Origin of the sequence: Amphibacillus cookii (genome assembly GCF_016908375.1) — a bacterium.
GTDB lineage: Bacteria > Bacillota > Bacilli > Bacillales > Amphibacillaceae > Amphibacillus_C > Amphibacillus_C cookii.
In genome coordinates this window covers 23587-43446 of sequence record NZ_JAFBDS010000005.1, presented here as the reverse complement: position 1 = coordinate 43446, position 19860 = coordinate 23587, and the positions used below count along the sequence as shown (strand labels likewise).

Sequence of the window (19860 nt, the reverse complement as noted above, 5' to 3'; positions counted from 1 at the left end):
AATAATAAAGCAAATGACAGTAATGTTTTTTTCTGAAATTTAAGTAAATTTAAGCTTGAATCTCTTTTAAGCAACAGGTATAATGTCCTCTATAGATAAACATATGTTCACTTACAGAATACAGGGGGAGGCTTTTTGAATGGATAAGATTAGAGTAGGTCTATGTGGATTAGGCACAGTAGGAACTGGTGTTGTTAAGGTACTAGAGAACCATCAAGCTCGAATTCAACACAAACTTGGTTGTGATGTTGAAATTGTAAAAATACTTGTGAATGACGTGAATAAGCCAAGAGACGTGGTTATTGATACCAATTGGTTAACTGCTAACCCTGATGAACTCGTTAATAATGATAATATTGATGTTATTGTGGAGGTCATGGGAGGCATTGAAGATACAAATACCTTGCTTGAACAGGCTTTAAGGCAAGGGAAGCATATTGTGACCGCTAATAAAGATTTAATGGCAGTATACGGTCAAAAGTTACTACGACTAGCTAAAGAAAATCATTGTGATATTCTTTATGATGCCAGTATTGCTGGGGGAATCCCAATTGTTCGCACATTAGTTGATGGATTGGCCTCAGACCATATTGAGAAAGTAATGGGTATTGTGAATGGAACAACAAATTATATTATGACTAAAATGACTGACGAAGGTCTTGATTTTGATCAAGTTTTAAAAGCGGCACAAGAACTTGGGTTTGCCGAAGCCGATCCAAGCTCAGATGTTGATGGGGTGGATGCAGCAAGGAAGATGGCTTTGCTAGCAAATCTAGCTTTTAAAATGGAATTAACCCTTGACGATGTTGATGTTAAAGGTATTCGTCAAGTGACACAAGATGATATCAATTTTGCTAAAAGTTTAGGATATACGATTAAGTTGATTGGTATTGCTTCAATGCACGAACATAAAGCAGAAGTAACCGTTGAACCGACTTTATTACCTAAAGATCATCCGTTGGCACTGGTTAAAAATGAGTTTAATGCCGTTTATGTTCATGGTGAAGCCGTCGGAGAAACGATGTTTTATGGCCCTGGCGCGGGGAGTATGCCAACAGCAACTGCCGTTGTCTCGGACTTGATGGAGGTCGTTCGTAATATAAGATTGGGTATTAGCGGTAATGCGTACATCGATCCACAATTTGAACGTCAATTAAAAGCCGATCATGAGCGATTTTCACGCCATTTCATTCGGTTGGATGTCGAAGATCAAGCAGGTGCTTTTCAAGAAATTACCAATATATTTTCTGATCAGCATGTCAGTTTTGCTAAAATTCTTCAGTTACCAGGAGAAAAAGAGGGTCGTGCTGAGATTGTGATGATTACCCATAAAATAAGTCAAGAGCAATTATTGAAAAGTTTACAAGCATTAGATAAATTAAATGTAGTGAAACGATTAATTAGTCACTACCGTGTTGATGGGGAGGAATAAGATATGGCTTGGCAAGGATTATTAAAAGGATACAAAGAATTTTTACCAATTAACGATAATACACCACTGATTAGCTTGCATGAAGGAAATACACCGTTAATTAAATTGGAGAATCTCTCTAAAAAGTATGGTGTGGAAGCTTATGCCAAGGTTGAAGGGATTAATCCAACGGGTTCTTTTAAAGATCGTGGGATGGTGATGGCAATGGCTAAAGCTATCGAGGAAGGCTCGAAAACGGTTATCTGTGCTTCCACAGGTAACACCTCCGCCTCTGCTGCTGCTTTTGCGGCTAGAGCTGGTTTACGCGCTATTATCGTTATTCCAGAAGGTAAAATTGCCCAAGGGAAATTGGCACAAGCAGTTATGTACGGTGCAGAAATTTATTCGATCAAGGGTAACTTTGATGATGCTTTACGTATGGTCCGGAAATTAGGAGAGAAAGACGATATCACTCTGGTAAACTCCGTTAATCCGTATAGAATAGAAGGGCAAAAAACCGCAGCATTTGAAATTTGTGATGTATTAGGAGAAGCGCCCGATTATTTATTTATTCCAGTTGGTAATGCGGGTAATATTACTGCATACTGGAAAGGTTTTAAAGAATATCATGAAAAGCAAGCAACTGGATTACCTAAGATGATGGGCTATGAAGCAAGTGGAGCAGCAGCAATTGTTCATGATCGTGTATTTGAAAATCCCGAAACTGTTGGAACGGCTATACGAATCGGCAACCCAGCGAGTTGGAAGCAAGCTGTCGCTGCTCGTGATGAATCACAAGGAACGATTGATGAGATTACCGATCAACAAATGATAGCTGCTTATCAATGGATGGCAGCAAATGAAGGGATATTCGCAGAACCTGCATCTAATGCCTCGGTAGCAGGGCTATTTAAAGCTTTAGAACAAGGCAAAGTGCAATCAGGTGCCAAAGTGGTTTGTGTCTTGACCGGAAATGGATTAAAGGATCCAAATATCGCCATAGAGTATAGCAAAATTAAGCCAACAGTACTTGATAATGATGAAGAACAAGTGATAAAGGAAATCTTGGGTAGGGTTCCCTCATGAGTTGGACAATAAAAGTCCCTGCAACAACAGCAAATTTAGGGGCTGGCTTTGATTCGATCGGTATGGCTGTAAATCTATTTTTAACCTTAACTATTCGTGACGCAACCGACTGGTGTTTTATTTCTAAATCGCAACACTTAGCTGAGCTTCCGAGTGACGAAACCAATTTTATCTGTCAAATTGCAAAGAAAACGGCCAAGCGCTTTAGTGATAAGGAACTGCCTGCTTGTCATGTAGAGTTGAATAGTGATATTCCATTAGCACGAGGGTTAGGGAGCAGCGCGACCGCGATCGCCGCTGGAATTGAATTGGCTAATCAATTGCTGGATTTAGGCTTAACTGATCAAGAGAAAGTGTTATTTGCTACTGAAATAGAAGGTCATCCTGATAATGTAGCCCCTGCAATCTTAGGGGGCTGTGTTATTGGTCATTATCACCAGACTTTAGATACGGTACGTATTCCTATTCATCATTTAGACCTTTTAACACTGATACCGCCATTTGAATTAAAAACATCGGACGCTCGAGCCGTCCTACCCAATACGTTTTCGTATCATGATAGTATTAAAGCAAGTAGTATTGCTAATGTAAGTGTTGCAGCCATTTGCCAAGGGGACTGGGAGTTGCTTGGTCGGCTAATGAAAAAAGATTTATTTCACCAACCGTATCGGAAGAAGTTAATCCCCCATTATAATAAAGTAGAAACGCTTTTAGCAGAACATGCTTATGGCATCTATTTAAGTGGGGCAGGTCCAACCATGATAGCATTGACAACAGAAGAAAAGATCGCTACAAAAGTGGCGACATGGAAAGAAACGATACAAGATATAGAGTGGAAAATATTAAAACCCGTTAATAAAGGAATAGAAGTCATTCTATAGAACACCCGCCTCACATTCACCGGCAGAGCTCCTTAGTTGATATATACTAAGGAAAAGACTTGATGTGAGGTTTTTATTTTTTCTTTTCTATACCAAATATACTTAAATACTTTGCTTTATCACAGATAACCGTTTGTAAAACGCCTCCGATTGAAGGTTAACTTTGTTTGACATCTTTTTAAGATCATGTTAAATTTAAAATAAATCAACCCTACCTGGGTATAGTTTTTTTATAAATGTAAATGATTGTTAGATAAAAAGGAGCTAATTATATGGAAAATTCAAAAAAGAACGTGCAGGAGGTTTGGAAGATAGAAGGTATGTCTTGTAGTAGTTGCTCATTAAATATAGAAAAAAAATTGAATAATACTAACGGTATCATAAAAGCTACCGTTAATTTTGCTGCTGAAAAGGCGCGAATTGAATTCGATGAAGCAATTATTAGCAAAGAAGAGATTGAACAGGTTGTTGAAGATTTAGGTTATCGAGCCATTCCAAAGCAACAACGAACTGATATAAAGACAACGTTAAAAGTAAATGGTATGACTTGCACGGCATGTGCTAATCGCATTGAAAAGGGGATAAACCAACTTGAAGGTGTAAATCAAGCCGCCGTTAATTTTCCCGCTGAAAAACTAACGGTTGAATATGATCCAAATCAAGTGAGAATTTTTGATTTACAAGAAAAAGTCGATCAATTAGGCTATCAATTGTTAGTTGAAGATAATCAAGATCAGCAAGCTGATGAAGATGAACAGAAAATAAACAGGGCAGCACGATTAATGTTTATCTCAATTGGGCTATCAAGTCTGATTATGCTTATGATGGTTATTCATATGTTTATCTGGCCGATTCCAGGTTATCTCCCTATTGTTGCGCTGTTAGGTGCTCCTGTTGTATTTGGTACTGGTCGACATGTTCATGTAGGTGCTTTTAAAGCTTTAAGAAACAAAAGTCCGAATATGGATGTACTCGTGATGCTCGGATCACTACTACCCTATCTAGTAGGCTTAATGGGATTATTTTTGCCAATTCAAACATTTATTGAAATGGCAACAACAATTATGACTTTTCATTTAATTGGAAAATATCTTGAGGTGCGCGCAAAAGGGAAGGCATCACAAGCGATTAAAAAATTACTTGAGATGGGGGCTAAGACAGCAAAAATTTTAGTCGATGGTGAAGAAGTAGAAGTTTCAGTAAAAGAATTACAAGCGAATGATATTATGATTATTCGTCCAGGTGAAAAAGTACCTACCGACGGTATTGTTGTTGAAGGTAACGGCTTATTTGATGAATCAATGGCGACTGGAGAGTCTATGCCCGTTAAGCGCCAGCAAGGTGATGAAGTGATTGGAGCGACCATTAATCAGCAAGGTTTAGTTAAAGTGAAAGTAACAAAGGTTGGTCAAGACACATTTTTATCTCAAGTTGTTAAAATGATGGAAGAAGCACAAGGTTCTAAGGTTCCGATTCAAGAGTTTGCCGATCGGATCACGGGTTATTTTGTTCCGGTGATCATAATCTTAACGATCATTACCTTTATTTCTTATCTTGTCTTTCCTGATTTTCATCAAGCGATTATTGATTGGGGCGCACAGTTCTTACCATGGATCAATCCTGATCTTACCCCACTAACGCTAGCATTTATAACAGCAACAGCCGTTCTCGTTATTTCATGCCCATGTGCACTTGGATTAGGAACACCAACAGCACTTATGGTTGGAAGCGGGATGGGTGCCGAACATGGGATTTTAATTCGAAATGGAGAAGCTATTCAATCATTTAAAGATTTAGATATGATTGCATTTGATAAAACCGGAACGATTACAAAAGGGAAGCCAGAAGTAACGGATATTTTATTAGCTGATGGGGTAGCTGAAGCAGACTTTTTATATTATGCGGGAACGATAGAAAAAGGTTCAGAACATCCATTAGCACATGCTATTGTAGAAAAAGCCAAATCAAGTGACAGACGACTAGATGATGTTGAAGCATTTACCAATCAGGTTGGTATGGGTGTACACGGATTAGTTAATAAAGAGCAAATTTTTATTGGCAATCGAAAACTAATGGACGAAAACGATATTGATTATAGCGAACATCAGGATGCATTAATTCGTTTAGAGAATGAAGCAAAAACCGCTATGCTTGTCGCTAAACAAGATCAATTACTCGGTGTCATTGCCGTCGCCGATCCCATTAAAGAAGATTCGGTTGAAGCAATTGCTAAATTAGAGAAAAAAGGGATCAAAACAGCGATGATTACAGGTGACAATGAGCGAACAGCGCAAGCAATCGCTAGAAAAATTGGGATTAGTCATGTGATTGCGGAAGTATTGCCAGATGGTAAAGTTGCTGAAGTGAAACGACTACAAGAAAATCACCAAGTCGTGGCGATGGTAGGCGATGGTATCAACGATGCTCCAGCACTAAAACAATCGCAGATTGGAATAGCAATCGGAACAGGGACAGACATTGCCATTGAAGCTGCTGATGTTACCTTAGTGCGAGGTGAGCTGAGTGGGATTGTCTCTGCTATTACGTTATCACAAGCTATATTCCGTAAAATTAAACAAAATTATTTTTGGGCATGGTTTTATAATGCGGCTTTCATACCCGTAGCTATGTTAGGTTTGTTACATCCTATGATTGGAGCTGCAGCAATGGCAGTCAGCTCGCTAAATGTCATTTATAATTCCTTGAGACTAAAACGAATTAACATTAATCCCATAGAGTAATTTATAATAAATGCTTAAACCATTGATATCAGAAGATATTGATGGTTTTTTATTTATTAGAAGTTAATGATCTCGACAGAAAATCAATATTTATTTATTAAATTTGATTTCTACAACTAAAAATAAGGAGTGAATTAACATATGGTAGAACTTATTTCTTTTGGACCATTCACATTTTATTTCTTTGGATTAATGATTGGTATAGGTATCGTTCTAGGGACGTTATTATTAAAAAAACTTGCAGAAAGAGAGCAAGTTGATTTCAAAAGACTATTTGATATTGGATTATATGCATTTATCGGCGGGATTATTGGTGCGCGTATCTTTTATATTGTATTCTATAATCCGACTTATTACTTTGCAAACCCAGTTGAGATCTTTATGATACATCGAGGAGGTTTATCGATCCATGGTGGACTATTTGCTGGATTACTTACAAGTTTTTATCTACTTAAACGATATCGGTTACCTATATGGAAAGTATTAGATATTGCAGCGCCGGCACTAATATTGGCTCAAGCTGTTAGCCGTATTGGTTGTGATGTTTTTGGCAGACCTTTAAGCAACAATTGGCACTGGGGCGTGATGTTTAATGGAGAATACTTACACCCCGTACAAGCCTATGAATTTATACTCAGTTACTTATTGTTAGGCTACTTATTATGGCTTTTTTATAGAAAAGTGTATCAAGGTCAAGTTTTTTTACACTATTTAATCGGTTTTATGTTGATAAGATCGTTTGTTGAATTTTTCAGAATAAACCCTTCGGTAGGGGGATTTGTTAGTATAAGTCACTTGTTAGGTTTAGCATTCATTATTTTAACTCTCGGGTTAATAAGTTACTGTCGGAAAAATAGTCGGTTACCGAAATCAGATAAGCAAATACCTGCGAAAAATTATTACTATACGGTTATCATTATAGGAACTTTAATAATAGTTTCTTTATTTATCTATTATGGCGTACACACGTTAATGTAAGGTAATCTAATTATGAAAATGAAATTTAAAATAGGAGATATAATATTGATGTTTATATTATTTTTGCTATCTCTTATTCCGACTTTATTATTATATAATCGAGCTTCATTAAATCAGCCTGTAAGTGCTACTATTCAAGTCAATCAAAATGTCATACGGGAAATAGACTTAACCGATCCCGATAAGTTGAAGATGGTTGAAATTCCAGAGATTGCATGTAATGAAGATGGTGTTGAAATAAAGAATCGTGCGGTTCGTATACGTGATTCAAGTTGTCCAGATCAGATATGTGTTCAGACTGGTTTTATTTCTGAGCCTAATCAAGTCATTATTTGTTTACCACATCGTGTGGTTATTGAGTTAACGTTCAATGACAGATATGAAGATGTTATTAGTTATTAGATCGTAACATAATAAAGCAACTAACCTGTAATCCTATTGTTATGATTTATGCACAAAATCTCCACACTTCTAAACTAATCTATTAAATAGAAAATTAAAAGATTAGTTTAAGGAGGAATAAATAGTGATTGTGCATCAACGATACCGCCTATTAATTTTATTTACTTTATTAATAGCTATATTTCCTATAGAAATCATTGGCGAAGAAACGGGGAGTTTGGATCAAAGCATTACAGAAAAACAAGAAGAAATAGATGAACTTGATCAAGAAACAGAACGCATTTCAGAAGAACTAGTGCGTATGAATGTTGATTTGCTTGAAAAAGACAAAGAACTTGGTCAAATTCAACAGGATATTGACAAGGCAGAACGTGAAATAAGTGAAACAGAACAAGAAATTGAACAATTGAATGATGAGATGCAAGAATTAGAGAATCGAATTGAAAAACGTGAAGAGATAATGGGTAATCGACTTCGAGCAATGCAACAAAATGATAGTAACTGGGGATATATTGAAGTTTTATTAAGTGCTGAAGGCTTCCTGGATTTTATCTCGAAGTATACTGCAGTTTCAACGATTATCGAACAAGACCAAAACATTTATCAAGCGCAAGAGGACGACTTGAAAGACCTTGCTCATATCAAGGAAGAAATAAGTGAGCAGCAAAATCAATTGGAACAGCAATTAATAGACTTAGAAGAAGATAACGAAAATTTAGCAGAACAAATCGATGAAATGGAACAAGCAGAAATAAGATTAGAACAAGAATTGGAGACTAATCAATTAACGTTAGAACAATTAGAAATAGAACAAGAACAGTTAGAAAAAGAGAGACAAGAAGAACAACAATTGGCTTTATTGTCCCAGGAAGAACCGAATAATGACCGATCTAGAGAGAACAATACCGCTCAAGGTGATTCAAGGCGACCATCAAATGCCCCGGCAGGCAATACGGATAGTACATTTATTTGGCCTACAATTGGAGGTGTGATTACTTCATACCAAGGTCCACGTTGGGGAAGTTTCCATAAAGGAATTGATATAGCTCGACCTGATGATTATTCGATTTTGGCAGCTGATGGAGGAATAGTTACATTTTCGGGTTGGATAAATGGGTATGGAAACACGATTGAGATTGATCACCAAAATGGATACACCACCCAATATGCCCATTTAGAAAGCAAACATGTAAATGTAGGGCAACAAGTGAATCAAGGTGATGTGATCGGAATTATGGGAACAACCGGAAGATCAACTGGTATTCACCTTGATTTTGAGGTTTATTATAATGGTGAACTCCTTAATCCAATTGATGTTTTACCTTAAAGTTTAACAGGAACAAAAGTGGATTGGTAAAAGTAAAAAACAGGTCAAATGCGAATGATCCGTTAACTGCAGATAATCATCCGTAAATGGCTTGCCATAGAATAAAGGAAGCTCATCGATAGTCAAAAGGCTTATTAAAGGGAGTATATTTTCTTTGTGGGTATGTGATAAACCTATAGATTCTAACATCATTGGAAGTAATATTAACTGTGTGCGTAAGAAATGTCTACGATTTCTTATTCACACAGTTTTTTTATTTGGTAGAATAATTATAAAGATAAAGGCGTTAATCGTTAGGTGATTAACATAAATGAAATTTATTAAAAGATATGCAAAAATTAATTTTTCTCTATGAGTGAGGACGGTGAAGAAAGTGGGAATTGATTTTCATAGTAAGGACAACAGTAAAACTTATACAACTCGACTTGCTGATATTTCGTGGATTAGAGAAGTAAAACAACTTTTACCTATTGGGAATGTATCTAGAGCATTAGACATTGGTTGTGGTGGGGGGATTTATACTAAAGCATTAGCAGACATGGGAATAAGCTATGTTACAGGTGTGGATTTTTCCGAATCTATGCTTGAAGGGGCAAGGGAAAATTGCAAAGAGTATAAAAATATTTCTTTTGTTCAGGGAAACGCTTTTGAAACGGGTTTAGGAAGTAACGAATATGATTTGCTAGTTGAAAGAGCATTAATCCATCATATGAAGGATTTAAATGCTTGTTTTGCAGAGGCATTTAGATTATTGAGAAACGGCGGATTTTATTTGGTCCAGGACCGCACGCCAGAAGATTGTGTAATAAAGGGTGATGCTAATCATATTAGAGGTTACTTTTTTGAACGATTTCCAAAATTGACTCAAAAAGAAACGAGGCGTAGACATAGGAGTCAAATTGTAATAAATATGATGCAAGAAGCCGGATTCAAGAATGTTAAAGAAGTTAAACTGTGGGAGATTAGAAAGGTATATGATAATAAAGGGCAGTTATTAAAAGACTTAAGAGAAAGAGCTGGAAGAAGTATTTTACATGAGTTAGATGATGAAGAGTTGGGCGTGTTAATAAAACATATAGATCGTTCATTACACAGAGATACTAATATAGTTGAAAAAGATAGATGGACAATTTGGATAGGGGAAAAATAGATGGTAAGCGACCGTTTGTGAAAGAAGTTGTCGCTTTTCAAATTGAAGAAACGTGAGATTAGCACAAAAGCACTTATAAAAACATATCGGGGAGGTGGAAAAGAAGCTATTTTTTGATATTGGTGCAATCTTACTTGACCATGATAGAGCAGAGTAAATGGGAGCCATTGAGTTTTTAAAAGAAAATAATAAAGAATTAAAACTTAGTTGATCTGAGTTTGTTAAAGAAGTTATGGTAAAGGAACAATTATCCTTAACCTTTATTATAAATCTTTTTAATTTAAGCGTTGTTTACTTCTGATGAAAAGAAGAGGATATCATCTTACATCTTGAACGGTACAGCACCCTTTTTTATTCAAGTAAAGGGAGCGATAGTATAAAAGGCTGTCGCTGCTCTTATGTAGTTTAAGGGGAGGTTAAATTGTACGACAACTTGTGGTAAAGGGACATGAACTCCATCTTCTAATATATTACACACCCTTTAATCGACTTTACAAATGCCGTAGTAAGTATATATTCTAGCTTTAGAAAAAGAGCATTCCCTAACGAGAACACTCTTCTAAAAGTCTTGTATTTACGAAAGAAAGAACTTGAGAGTAAATGTAAAGGTAGCCATATTCAACAATGATCATGAATTAACTATTAATTCATGACCACCGTAATGAACGTGTGTTAAAGTATTTAGAATAACTTACACCCTTTTCTTAACAAGCCTGAAGGACTCATCTATATAGGTAGGAGCTTATGAAAGGGAGTATATTTTCTCTGTAGGTATGTGATAAACCAATAGACTCTAAAATCAATCGTATTTACAGAATATATTTTTGTTATGTTCTGGGCTCTTTGCTCCATTTGTAACCAACACCCCAGACCGTGATAAAATAATCATCGATATTAAACCCGGTTTGCCGTATCTTATCGCGTATATTCCTCACATGTGAGTCAACGGTACGTCCTTCAGTGTGTGAATCGAATCCCCAAATTAACTCAATCAGTTGCTCGCGAGAAAACACTTGATTTGGCTTTCTCATTAAAGTGCCGATTAATAAAAATTCTTTAGGTGTAAGCTTGATAATGTGATGGCGATAACTAAGTTGATGTTGTTTTTCATTCCATAACAATCCATCAATTTCAATAGATAGTTGTGCCTGACTTCTTCTCAAGATAGCCTCAATCCGTGCTAAAAGCTCCTTTTCATCGAAGGGTTTTGTCATATAATCATCAGCACCGAGTTTTAAGCCTTTTACAATGTCATCCCCCTGGTCGCGTGCTGTAATCATTATAATGGGCGTATCTGAAACGTGTCGGATCCTTTTGCACAAGTCCCAACCTGTAATATTAGGCAACATAACATCTAATAATATAATGTGAAATGTTTGACTGCGTAGGATATCTTCTACATCTTCTCCTTTACTTGTTTTTGTGCATTTAAACCCATGAGGGGTCAAATATAATTCAAGTAAATCAAGCATTCTTTCTTCATCATCGACTAATAGTGCCCTTCGCATTTTATCTATTCCTTTCTTAGTTTAATTATCGTTTTAGTTCCGCTACTTCTTGTGCTGTGTACTTCAATCTCTCCATTATGAGCGGTTACTATTTGTTTAGCGATAGCTAAACCTAACCCTGATCCCCCACTCTTTCTTGCCCTAGATTGATCAGCACGATAGAGTTTATCAAAAATATAAGGAAGGTGGTCTTGATCAATACCTTGTCCATTATCTTCTATTGCTAATACAATAAAATGATCGGTATTTTCTGCATTTATTTTCAAATGATCAAATGGACTACCTGCATGTTTAAGGCAGTTATCAATAACAATAATAAGCACTTGTTTAAAACGTTTTTGATCTAACTGAAGCTCTATTTCTTTTGGGATATTTACTGTTAACGTGATACCTCGTTCTTGAAACGACACCTGGAAAAACTGAATGACATCACTAACAAGTCTGTGTAATTGGCCCCTTTGCGTACTAATCGTAAACTTATTTTGATCAGCTTGAGCGAGTTCGAATAAATTTTTGATTAGAAGCGTTAATCGATCACTTTCTTCTTGAATAATTCTTAAATATTTGTCTCTATCTAAGTCCGTTAAAGTATTTTGCTTAGTTAATATATCTGCATATCCTTTGATATATGTTAAAGGTGTTCGCAATTCATGGGCAATACTGGCTAAAAATTCATTGCGCTCATTTTTCAAATGAGTTAAATGGTTTGCTAAACTAGTAATAGCATCAGCTAGTTCTCCTAATTCATCGTTTCTGTTAACTGGTAACATCATCGAGGTTGTTTGGTTCTTGCTCAACATTTGAGTAGCAGCCTTCATGTCCAATAGAGGTTTTGATACCTTTCTAGATAAGATAAATAACGTCATAATAGTAAGAAGTAGTGACAGTATGCCAACGACTGTAAATTGAATGGCTAACGACTGAATATTTCCCTTCAATTGTTCAGTGCTCGTAAACATAAAAATAAATCCGTTGTTGTCTTGATCGACTTGAATAGGATTAACTGTAGCTAAATAATTGGCGTTCAACCAATCACTATTAATGATTTTTCCTTGCTGAGACAATTGGCTAAGATCAGTATTTAAAATAATATCCTCTACTTCAGACTCAATACCATTCGATTGAGCTAAGATTTCGTAATTGTGGTCTAATATAATGGCAATCAATGGTGAAGCTGATTCCATTAAAGCGACATGTTCTATTGTTTCTTCGTTAAAGTGTTCGCTTAAAACTTTGCTATGTGAGTGCCCACGTGTCCATAATTGATTGACAGCCTCATCTCGTTCATCTCTAGCTACAAAATTATACAAAGTAATAAATAAAATGGATTGAATAATAAAAATGACAATAAAAAAACTAATGGCAATTTTAATAGCAATTCTGTTTTTTATAATAATCCCTCCAATTACCTTAAAGATAAATAATAAATATCGATTTTTTGTGCAGAAAATGCAACATTGATTCATTTATCACAGATAACAGTTTATAAAGCCCTTGCAGGTTCGTTTTATTATTAGTCTTAATAGTGCAAATATAAAAGACTACTCACTTTTTGCGGTGAGTAGTCTTATCTTTTTAAAATACTTGTTCTATTTCTCGGACGCCTGGCACTTCTGCTACAAGGGCGCGTTCAATACCTGCTTTAAGTGTAATGGTTGAGCTAGGGCAATTCCCGCACGCTCCCATTAAGCGAAGACGAACAATGCCATCTTCAACATCGATTAATTCAACATCGCCACCGTCACGTAGTAAGAATGGACGTAATTTATTTAAAACTTCTTGCACTTGTTCTTGCATCATCCATCTACTCCTTTCTATCTTCCTTTAGACAGTATAACATTAATTTCTTACTTTAAGAAGTATTTAATTTCATACTATCTTCTAGCTTATAATTGCGTTCATTATAAAAATGTTAGTACGGTTTCCAAACATGTTGACTTGTTTTATAATGTATTAAAAGATATTCTCAAACAAAATAAACCTAGAAATGAGGTATTTACATGCAGTCTATTCCTTTTACAAAAATGCATGGTTTAGGAAATAGTTATATTTATATAAATACATTTGACGTTGATATACAGGAACAAGAACTCGCTTCATTAGCGGTAAAAGTAAGTGATTCGAATACCGGCATTGGTTCAGATGGACTGATTTTGATCACGCCTAGTGAACAAGCTGAAGTAGGGATGCGGATGTTTAATAAAGATGGTTCTGAAGGTAAAACATGTGGTAATGGATTAAGGTGTGTAGCGAAATATGCTTATGAACATGGCTTAGTAAAAAAAACACAATTTACTATTGAAACAAAAGCAGGGCTTGTAACTGCTAAAGTCCATCAACAGGGTAATATCGTCGAACATGTTACCGTCGATATGGGTGCACCGTATTTGAAACGTGGTGATATCCCCATGGAAGGTGTTCCAACAGTTGAGGTCATCTCAGAGCGATTTATCGTTAATGAAACTGTTTTGTCATTAACAGCGGTATCGATGGGGAATCCTCATGCGGTTTTCTTTGTTGAACAAATTGATCAGGCGCCATTATATGAATTAGGGCCCATCATTACTAACGATTCACGTTTCCCAGAAGGTGTGAATGTGGAATTTGTTGAAGTAGTTGATGCGCATGAAATGCACTTCCGTGTGTGGGAGCGAGGTTCGGGTGTGACACAAGCCTGTGGCACAGGTGCATGCGCGGCAGCTGTTGCAGCGATTTTAAATGGTTATGCTAATAAGGGTGAGGACATTACCATTCACTTAGCTGGTGGTGATTTAGTAATCCAATGGTCTACTGATAATCATGTGTGGATGACTGGCCCAGCAGTGACAACGGTAGAAGGTATGTTTATATTGACGTAAAAAGCGGTACATTTGAATTCAAGTTTGCTTTTGATTATACTGGTACTAATATAGATGCAGGAGGTTTAAAGAATATGGTACTGAATATTACAGACCAAGCTCGGAATCAAATAGAAGAAATGCTAAAGCAAGAGGACAATGATCAGGTTAGACTTCGATTTGGTGTAAAAGGAGGCGGCTGTAGCGGGTTAAGTTACTCGCTAGGTTTTGATGAACAAGTCGATGAACAAGTAGATATCGCTGATAACATCAATCAGATTCCTGTCACCATTAAAAAAGAAGATATCCCGATTATTAATGGAACAACCATCGATTTTAAACAAAATATGATGGGCGGCGGTTTCACGATCGATAACCCTAATGCTATTGTATCATGTGGCTGTGGTTCATCGTTTAAAGCGAAGGAAAGAGAAGGATCACCTGAAAATTGTTAAGCTTAAACTGATAATTTGCTAGGTTACTGTAAACCATCTTTGTATATAAATGGTTCTTTGTCAAATGACGTTGGTGAGAATTATTGCCGATTTTATAAGTGAATGTTTGTTTGATTAGGTGCATTTTGGGCTGATTTCGATTCAATAGATCTTAACTTAATTTAAATGTCTATCTACACGTAAATTCATACGGGTTCGGTCAGGAAGTGATGAGACTCCTGCAGGAATAGCACGAGCTGAAGATCCACTCATGTGCGCGTTTGGTGCGCACATGAGTTAGCTGAAGCCGTGCCTGCGGAAAGCGAATCACTGGATGACCGAACCCATTGCTATTTTTAGAGAAATAGAAAAGACGTTAACGAAAGTCTACCTCCATTACACAAACGCATGAAATGGAGAATTCCCTTCACCAACGTCAAATAGTATACAACCATATAAATGAAGTTCCAAAATAGAAAGAGTCATGATCGCATTATTACCGATGAGATCATGACTCTTTTGTGTTGCTATTCAAACAAACTGGTTGAGTGCTTCGGTTGTACTCTGGCCTCAGGTTCAATATAAGTTTTAGCGTTATTAACGGCGGTGGGTCCTTCACCAAAGCCAGTAGCAATGAGCTTAACTTTACCTGGGTATGTGCATATATCCCCAGCGGCATATATACCTTCTATATTTGTCTCCATTTTAGAATTGACAACGATGCTGTTTTTTTCAATCGTTAACCCCCAATCTTTTATTGGGCCAAGTGAAGAAATAAAGCCATAATTAACAATAACATCATCGACATCAATTGTTATTTCATCATCACCTTTAACTTTCTTTACTTTAACTTGTTCAATTGCATCACTACCAATCAGAGCTTCTGGAACAAATGGCGTTAATAAACGAACCGTTGATTGATGTAATTTTTCTACACTATGTTCGTGTGCTCGGAATTGGTCACGTCGATGGATAAGTGTCACTTCTTTTGCAATCGGTTCGAGCATTAAGGCCCAATCAACAGCAGAATCGCCACCACCGAACAGAACGACACGTTTATCTTTAAATTGCATCATATTATCGACAAAATAATGCAAGTTGCGATTCTCAAAAGCTGAAGCTTCTTTAAGGGCTAATTTTCTTGGCTGAAATGCACCATTACCTGCTGTAATAATCATTGTTTTTGTAAGGTGTTCTCCAGTGTTTGTTGTCAATTTATAAGTGCCGTCATCAAGGCGTTCAACATATTCAACTGCTTCTTCCAAACAGAAGGTAGGCTCAAACATACTTAATTGTTCGTGAAGATTATTTACTAAATCTTGTGCCCTAACCTTCGGAAATCCAGCGATATCATAAATGTATTTTTCTGGATATAAAGCGCTGAGTTGACCACCAATATGAGGAAGGCTTTCAATCACTTTAACACTTGCTTGTCTTAACCCACCATAAAAGGCTGTAAATAAACCAACAGGGCCTGCACCAATAATGGTTATATCATAAACTTTTCTTTCTGACATTTTCTAATCCTCCTGTTATTGCACTTTCAAAGTCACTAATCAATATTCTAACATACTTTATACCTTTTTTTACAAAAATAAACCTCAGTCATGTCAATAGCGTTCTCTAGTAATCAGCTAATCAGTTCTAGTGCGGGTTTTATTTGCTTAAGCAGGGAATACCAATTGAAAATGTTTACGAAAAAAGCTAAGATTGAAATGTGATGAAATAGTGAGGGAGAGAATAACCGCCTATTAAAAGGGGGAGAGAAATGAATCCGACTAAAATTGTTATTGTAGGTGCGGGTTTTGCTGGATTGACGGCAACCTTGTATTTACAAAAGAAACTTACTAAAGATAACGTCGTGATTACGTTAATAAATAAGCATCACTATCATTATCAAACCACTTGGCTTCACCGTAATGCGGTTGGTTTTTATTCAAACGAACGGTCGATGTTTGATATTGAGTCACTGATTCATTCCACATCTGTCTCTGTCGTAAAAGAAACAGTTCAGGATATTGATGTAAATAAACAGTGTGTGCGTACAGAAAGTAATATATATGATTATGATTATATGATCTTGGCCCTCGGCTCTGAAATCGATACCTTTCAAATCCCTGGCTTGAAAGAACATGCTTATTCAATTACGACATTAGCACAATCCAATCAATTGTATAACCGAATCCTTACCGTGTTAGAAGACTACAGTAAGACTGAAATGGAAAAACCACTCCATTTTGTTGTAGGGGGTGGGGGGTTTACTGGTGTCGAACTACTAGGGGAATGGGTTGATCAATTACCTAAGCTTTGTATAGAAGCAAATGTTGATCCGAATAAGATTAAGCTTATAGCTATTGAAAATCAACCGACTGTTCTCCCAGAGTTCGATCTTGAATTAGGTGAATATGCCATGCAACAGCTCGAGAAAAAAGGCGTTGAATTTCGCCTAGGTACAAAAATAAGGTCGATAAGTCGAGCAAATATAAAGATTGAACAATCAGGTCTCGTTGAAGATATCCCTGCTTCTTTATTTGTTTGGACTGCAGGTGTAAAAGGTAATCAGTTGATTGATAAATCAGCATTGCCTTCTAATCAAGGACGTGTGGAAGTCAACTGTGATTTAACAGCTCCGAATTATGAGCAAGTATTTGTGATTGGTGATGTTGCATTGGTTCGAGATAAAAGTGGGAAACCTTATTTGCCGAATGCTGATTTAGCCATTCAAAAAGGTAAAGTGGCTGCATATAATGTCATCGCTAAGCTAGAGGGAAAAAGCCAGATGAAGTCTTTTTCCTTTAAAAATCGTGGCACAATTGCCTCAATAGGTGCTAATGATGCAATTGGCTTAGTCGGAGAAGAAAGAAGAATTTTCGGTAAGTTTGCTTCAGTTTTAAAGAAAGTAGTGGATTATTTTTTTCTTTTTCAAATTGGCGGATGGTCTCTGGCTTGGAAACAATTTAGAAAAGCTAAATAATTGATCACAGATAACCGCCCGCCACAAAATTGAGAACAAAGGTCAATCTAATTAGGCGGACGCTAATTTCCTGATTCACTCAATTACCAATCAGTGGGGGAAGAGTGAAACTCCACTGATTGAAGTTTCGTTTTATTTTTTACGTATAATTTGATCAGATGATGTCTATGCTGAATGACCAAAGGAGTGAGCATAGATGATTAATCGATTGAAGAAGGTTAGCTATCCGCTATTTTTTACGATTCTTTTTGCACTTGCTTTGCTTACAACAACCATGGCGGTTACGAACCTAACATTTAATGATGTCTTTAGTGAGGTAAGCCTAAACAATAAGACAATAAGTCATGATTATACCGTCAAACAAATTTCTGTGAAGATAAAGTCAGATGTAATTGAAGCGTTTGAGATGAGTTTTCACTCAGATCCTTATGAGATTTAGTGAACAAATTCCATATTATTAAAGGATGAGAACTAAAAAATGCAGACTTTGTTAAGTCTGCATTTTTGTTATAACAGAACCCCTACCACAAAATAGAGAGCAGAGGTCAATCGATTGAGGTGGTGAAAAACGGATGCCTGATTCAGTCAACGAATCTGCAATCAGTGGACGAAGAACGAAAACGCCACGATTGGAAGATTCGTTTTATGTCAAATATTCAGGTGAATAGTGGATAAGCCAACAGTGCAAGTGTGATACCTGTTAATCCACCGAAAAATACTTCAATAGGTTGATGACCTAATAACTCTTTTAGCTCTTCTTTCTTCTCGAACTGTTTCTTTTTTGACCAATCTTTTACTTCATCAACAAAATATTGAAAATCTTTGACAAGCATGTTAAGTACGATAGCTTGCTCGCCGGCTTGTCTTCTAATACCGGTGGCATCGAACATAATAATAATACTAAAGATACAAGAAACAGCGAATATCCCAGATGCTATACCGTGTTCAATACCCACACCAGTGGTGACAGCAGCTACAGCAGCTGAATGACTGCTCGGCATTCCACCTGTACTAAAGACTAGGCCTGGTTTGAATTCTTTAGTAGCAATGTAATGTATCGGTACTTTGACACCTTGCGCAAAAAGAATAGCAAATAATGCAACAATTAATGGAAAATTTTCAAACAAAGCCAACCTTCAATCATCCTCTCTATCTCTGATAGATCTATATCGGTTATTATAGCATATTTAATTTGTGAAAGTCATTGTCCAAGATAAATACGCTCTGATCGGATAGTGAATTTAGTTAAAACAGGCTTTGTCATTAGAAAATAAACATCTTAGTTTGAACACGTTCATCACAGATAACCGTCCGTAAACCGCCTGTCACAAAATAGAGAGTAGAGCTCATCTATTTAGACGGGAGGTAACGGGCGTTCATGTCTTGATTCACTCAATCGCTTTACTGACTTCTGCAATGTGTTTTCGCTGTTCATAAATCATAACGTTTTTATATGTGATGTTTTAAAAGATAGACGCTGATGCATTCTCATAATAAGCAATGCAGCAATAAAAGCAAGACAAAGATCTTTAATTAGAAATGGAATCATACCTAACCAAGCTGTTAAATAAGTAATCTCAAGATTTAACCACGTGTTCATACCAATATACATATAAGTTACACCGACTAAATAATTTGTAATTACCCCAATTATAGCGATAGATGTACTTAATAATAAAGTTATGGTCGTTAGACGCTCAACTAAATAGCCTGTTACATAAGCCACTAAAATAAAAGAAAGTAAAAAGCCACCGGTATAATTAAAAAGTACAAATAATCCAGATTGCATTTGAGCAAAGACGGGAACACCAATTAAGCCTACAAGTGTGTAGGCAAAGATTGAAAATGCCCCTAATTTTTTACCTAACATGAGCCCCGCTAGAATACTGAAAAAAGTTTGCAGGGAAAGCGGTACAGATACCCCGCCTATTGGTACGGATAAAAATGGAAACCAATAAGTGATATTTGCTCCAATTGCCATTAAACAGATAAAAATCGCTCCATAACATAATTCTAAGGTTGATATTTTTTTCATCATTCTCTCCCTTTCTAATGTTAACCTTATATTTTAATGGTTAACAATACGTTTTAAAGTAGGGGAAGTTTAAACTTCCCCCTTTTGAAATTGTCG

The 19860-nt window shown here is 36.4% G+C and carries 18 protein-coding genes and 1 pseudogene; 13 read left to right on the top strand and 6 right to left on the bottom strand.

Annotated elements, in window-relative coordinates; genetic code table 11:
* The first annotated feature begins 139 nt into the window (after positions 1–139).
* From JOE23_RS08300 to JOE23_RS17890, 9 genes and pseudogenes are all read left to right on the top strand, one after another.
* Positions 140–1432 (top strand): homoserine dehydrogenase, encoded by a 1293-nt coding sequence (locus tag JOE23_RS08300; protein ID WP_204437518.1) that lies wholly within the window; start codon positions 140–142, stop codon positions 1430–1432.
* 3 nt (positions 1433–1435) lie between these two features.
* Positions 1436–2497, top strand: a complete 1062-nt coding sequence (gene thrC / locus JOE23_RS08295; protein WP_204437517.1) for a threonine synthase — start codon at positions 1436–1438, stop codon at positions 2495–2497.
* Entirely contained in the window at positions 2494–3378 is an 885-nt protein-coding gene (gene thrB / locus JOE23_RS08290) for a homoserine kinase (RefSeq protein WP_204437516.1), read from the top strand. The genes thrC and thrB overlap by 4 nt, the downstream gene beginning before the upstream one ends.
* 272 nt (positions 3379–3650) lie before the next feature.
* A complete protein-coding gene (locus tag JOE23_RS08285; RefSeq protein WP_204437515.1) occupies positions 3651–6119 on the top strand; it encodes a heavy metal translocating P-type ATPase in 2469 nt (822 codons plus the stop codon).
* Positions 6120–6260: 141 nt separating this feature from the next.
* Entirely contained in the window at positions 6261–7097 is an 837-nt protein-coding gene (gene lgt, locus JOE23_RS08280) for a prolipoprotein diacylglyceryl transferase (protein ID WP_204437513.1), read from the top strand.
* Positions 7098–7145: 48 nt separating this feature from the next.
* Complete coding sequence (locus tag JOE23_RS08275; protein ID WP_204437512.1) at positions 7146–7499, top strand: NusG domain II-containing protein; 354 nt, start codon at positions 7146–7148, stop codon at positions 7497–7499.
* Positions 7500–7623: 124 nt separating this feature from the next.
* Entirely contained in the window at positions 7624–8826 is a 1203-nt protein-coding gene (locus JOE23_RS18175; protein WP_204437506.1) for a peptidoglycan DD-metalloendopeptidase family protein, read from the top strand.
* A gap of 373 nt (positions 8827–9199) precedes the next feature.
* Positions 9200–9976, top strand: coding sequence for a methyltransferase domain-containing protein (locus JOE23_RS08265; RefSeq protein ID WP_204437931.1), 777 nt, complete (start codon positions 9200–9202; stop codon positions 9974–9976).
* A gap of 493 nt (positions 9977–10469) precedes the next feature.
* A pseudogene (locus JOE23_RS17890) lies at positions 10470–10615 on the top strand (IS256 family transposase); the annotation flags it as partial.
* Between the two features lie 188 nt (positions 10616–10803).
* Here the strand turns inward: JOE23_RS17890 and JOE23_RS08260 are convergent.
* The 3 genes from JOE23_RS08260 to JOE23_RS08250 form a co-directional block, all read right to left on the bottom strand.
* On the bottom strand, positions 10804–11484 hold the full coding sequence (locus tag JOE23_RS08260; protein WP_204437504.1) for a response regulator transcription factor: 681 nt from the start codon (positions 11482–11484) through the stop codon (positions 10804–10806).
* A 5-nt stretch (positions 11485–11489) separates the two neighbouring features.
* Positions 11490–12950: a sensor histidine kinase gene (locus JOE23_RS08255; protein WP_204437502.1), complete on the bottom strand. Its 1461-nt coding sequence runs from the start codon at positions 12948–12950 to the stop codon at positions 11490–11492.
* 109 nt (positions 12951–13059) lie between these two features.
* Complete coding sequence (locus JOE23_RS08250) at positions 13060–13281, bottom strand: NifU family protein (RefSeq protein ID WP_026065223.1); 222 nt, start codon at positions 13279–13281, stop codon at positions 13060–13062.
* Positions 13282–13484: 203 nt separating this feature from the next.
* Here JOE23_RS08250 and dapF point away from each other — a divergent pair, with 203 nt between their 5' ends.
* Both dapF and JOE23_RS08240 read left to right on the top strand, forming a co-directional pair.
* Positions 13485–14342, top strand: coding sequence for a diaminopimelate epimerase (gene dapF, locus JOE23_RS08245; RefSeq protein ID WP_204437500.1), 858 nt, complete (start codon positions 13485–13487; stop codon positions 14340–14342).
* Positions 14343–14416: 74 nt separating this feature from the next.
* Positions 14417–14776: a HesB/IscA family protein gene (locus JOE23_RS08240; RefSeq protein ID WP_204437497.1), complete on the top strand. Its 360-nt coding sequence runs from the start codon at positions 14417–14419 to the stop codon at positions 14774–14776.
* 506 nt (positions 14777–15282) lie between these two features.
* Here JOE23_RS08240 and JOE23_RS08235 read toward each other — a convergent pair.
* Positions 15283–16272 carry an NAD(P)/FAD-dependent oxidoreductase gene (locus JOE23_RS08235; RefSeq protein ID WP_204437494.1) on the bottom strand — a complete coding sequence of 330 codons (990 nt, stop codon included), beginning with the start codon at positions 16270–16272 and terminating at the stop codon, positions 15283–15285.
* A 251-nt stretch (positions 16273–16523) separates the two neighbouring features.
* On the opposite strand from JOE23_RS08235, the gene JOE23_RS08230 reads away from it, so the two are divergent.
* Entirely contained in the window at positions 16524–17729 is a 1206-nt protein-coding gene (locus JOE23_RS08230) for an NAD(P)/FAD-dependent oxidoreductase (RefSeq protein ID WP_204437492.1), read from the top strand.
* A gap of 196 nt (positions 17730–17925) precedes the next feature.
* On the top strand, positions 17926–18168 hold the full coding sequence (locus JOE23_RS08225; RefSeq protein WP_204437490.1) for a hypothetical protein: 243 nt from the start codon (positions 17926–17928) through the stop codon (positions 18166–18168).
* A gap of 217 nt (positions 18169–18385) precedes the next feature.
* On the opposite strand, the gene JOE23_RS08220 is transcribed toward JOE23_RS08225, so the two are convergent.
* Both JOE23_RS08220 and JOE23_RS08215 read right to left on the bottom strand, forming a co-directional pair.
* Positions 18386–18862 carry a divergent PAP2 family protein gene (locus JOE23_RS08220; RefSeq protein WP_204437489.1) on the bottom strand — a complete coding sequence of 159 codons (477 nt, stop codon included), beginning with the start codon at positions 18860–18862 and terminating at the stop codon, positions 18386–18388.
* Positions 18863–19167: 305 nt separating this feature from the next.
* Positions 19168–19764, bottom strand: coding sequence for a biotin transporter BioY (locus JOE23_RS08215; RefSeq protein ID WP_204437488.1), 597 nt, complete (start codon positions 19762–19764; stop codon positions 19168–19170).
* Positions 19765–19860 lie beyond the last annotated feature (96 nt).

Excerpts from the sequence above, each read along its gene's own strand:
- JOE23_RS08300 (WP_204437518.1), top strand. The coding sequence starts at position 140 with ATGGATAAGATTAGAGTAGGTCTATGTGGATTAGGCACAGTAGGAACT.
- thrC (WP_204437517.1), top strand. The coding sequence starts at position 1,436 with ATGGCTTGGCAAGGATTATTAAAAGGATACAAAGAATTTTTACCAATT.
- thrB (WP_204437516.1), top strand. The coding sequence starts at position 2,494 with ATGAGTTGGACAATAAAAGTCCCTGCAACAACAGCAAATTTAGGGGCT.
- JOE23_RS08285 (WP_204437515.1), top strand. The coding sequence starts at position 3,651 with ATGGAAAATTCAAAAAAGAACGTGCAGGAGGTTTGGAAGATAGAAGGT.
- lgt (WP_204437513.1), top strand. The coding sequence starts at position 6,261 with ATGGTAGAACTTATTTCTTTTGGACCATTCACATTTTATTTCTTTGGA.
- JOE23_RS08275 (WP_204437512.1), top strand. The coding sequence starts at position 7,146 with ATGTTTATATTATTTTTGCTATCTCTTATTCCGACTTTATTATTATAT.
- JOE23_RS08260 (WP_204437504.1), bottom strand. The coding sequence starts at position 11,484 with ATGCGAAGGGCACTATTAGTCGATGATGAAGAAAGAATGCTTGATTTA.
- JOE23_RS08255 (WP_204437502.1), bottom strand. The coding sequence starts at position 12,950 with ATGAATCAATGTTGCATTTTCTGCACAAAAAATCGATATTTATTATTT.
- JOE23_RS08250 (WP_026065223.1), bottom strand. The coding sequence starts at position 13,281 with ATGCAAGAACAAGTGCAAGAAGTTTTAAATAAATTACGTCCATTCTTA.
- dapF (WP_204437500.1), top strand. The coding sequence starts at position 13,485 with ATGCAGTCTATTCCTTTTACAAAAATGCATGGTTTAGGAAATAGTTAT.
- JOE23_RS08240 (WP_204437497.1), top strand. The coding sequence starts at position 14,417 with ATGGTACTGAATATTACAGACCAAGCTCGGAATCAAATAGAAGAAATG.
- JOE23_RS08235 (WP_204437494.1), bottom strand. The coding sequence starts at position 16,272 with ATGTCAGAAAGAAAAGTTTATGATATAACCATTATTGGTGCAGGCCCT.
- JOE23_RS08230 (WP_204437492.1), top strand. The coding sequence starts at position 16,524 with ATGAATCCGACTAAAATTGTTATTGTAGGTGCGGGTTTTGCTGGATTG.
- JOE23_RS08225 (WP_204437490.1), top strand. The coding sequence starts at position 17,926 with ATGATTAATCGATTGAAGAAGGTTAGCTATCCGCTATTTTTTACGATT.
- JOE23_RS08215 (WP_204437488.1), bottom strand. The coding sequence starts at position 19,764 with ATGAAAAAAATATCAACCTTAGAATTATGTTATGGAGCGATTTTTATC.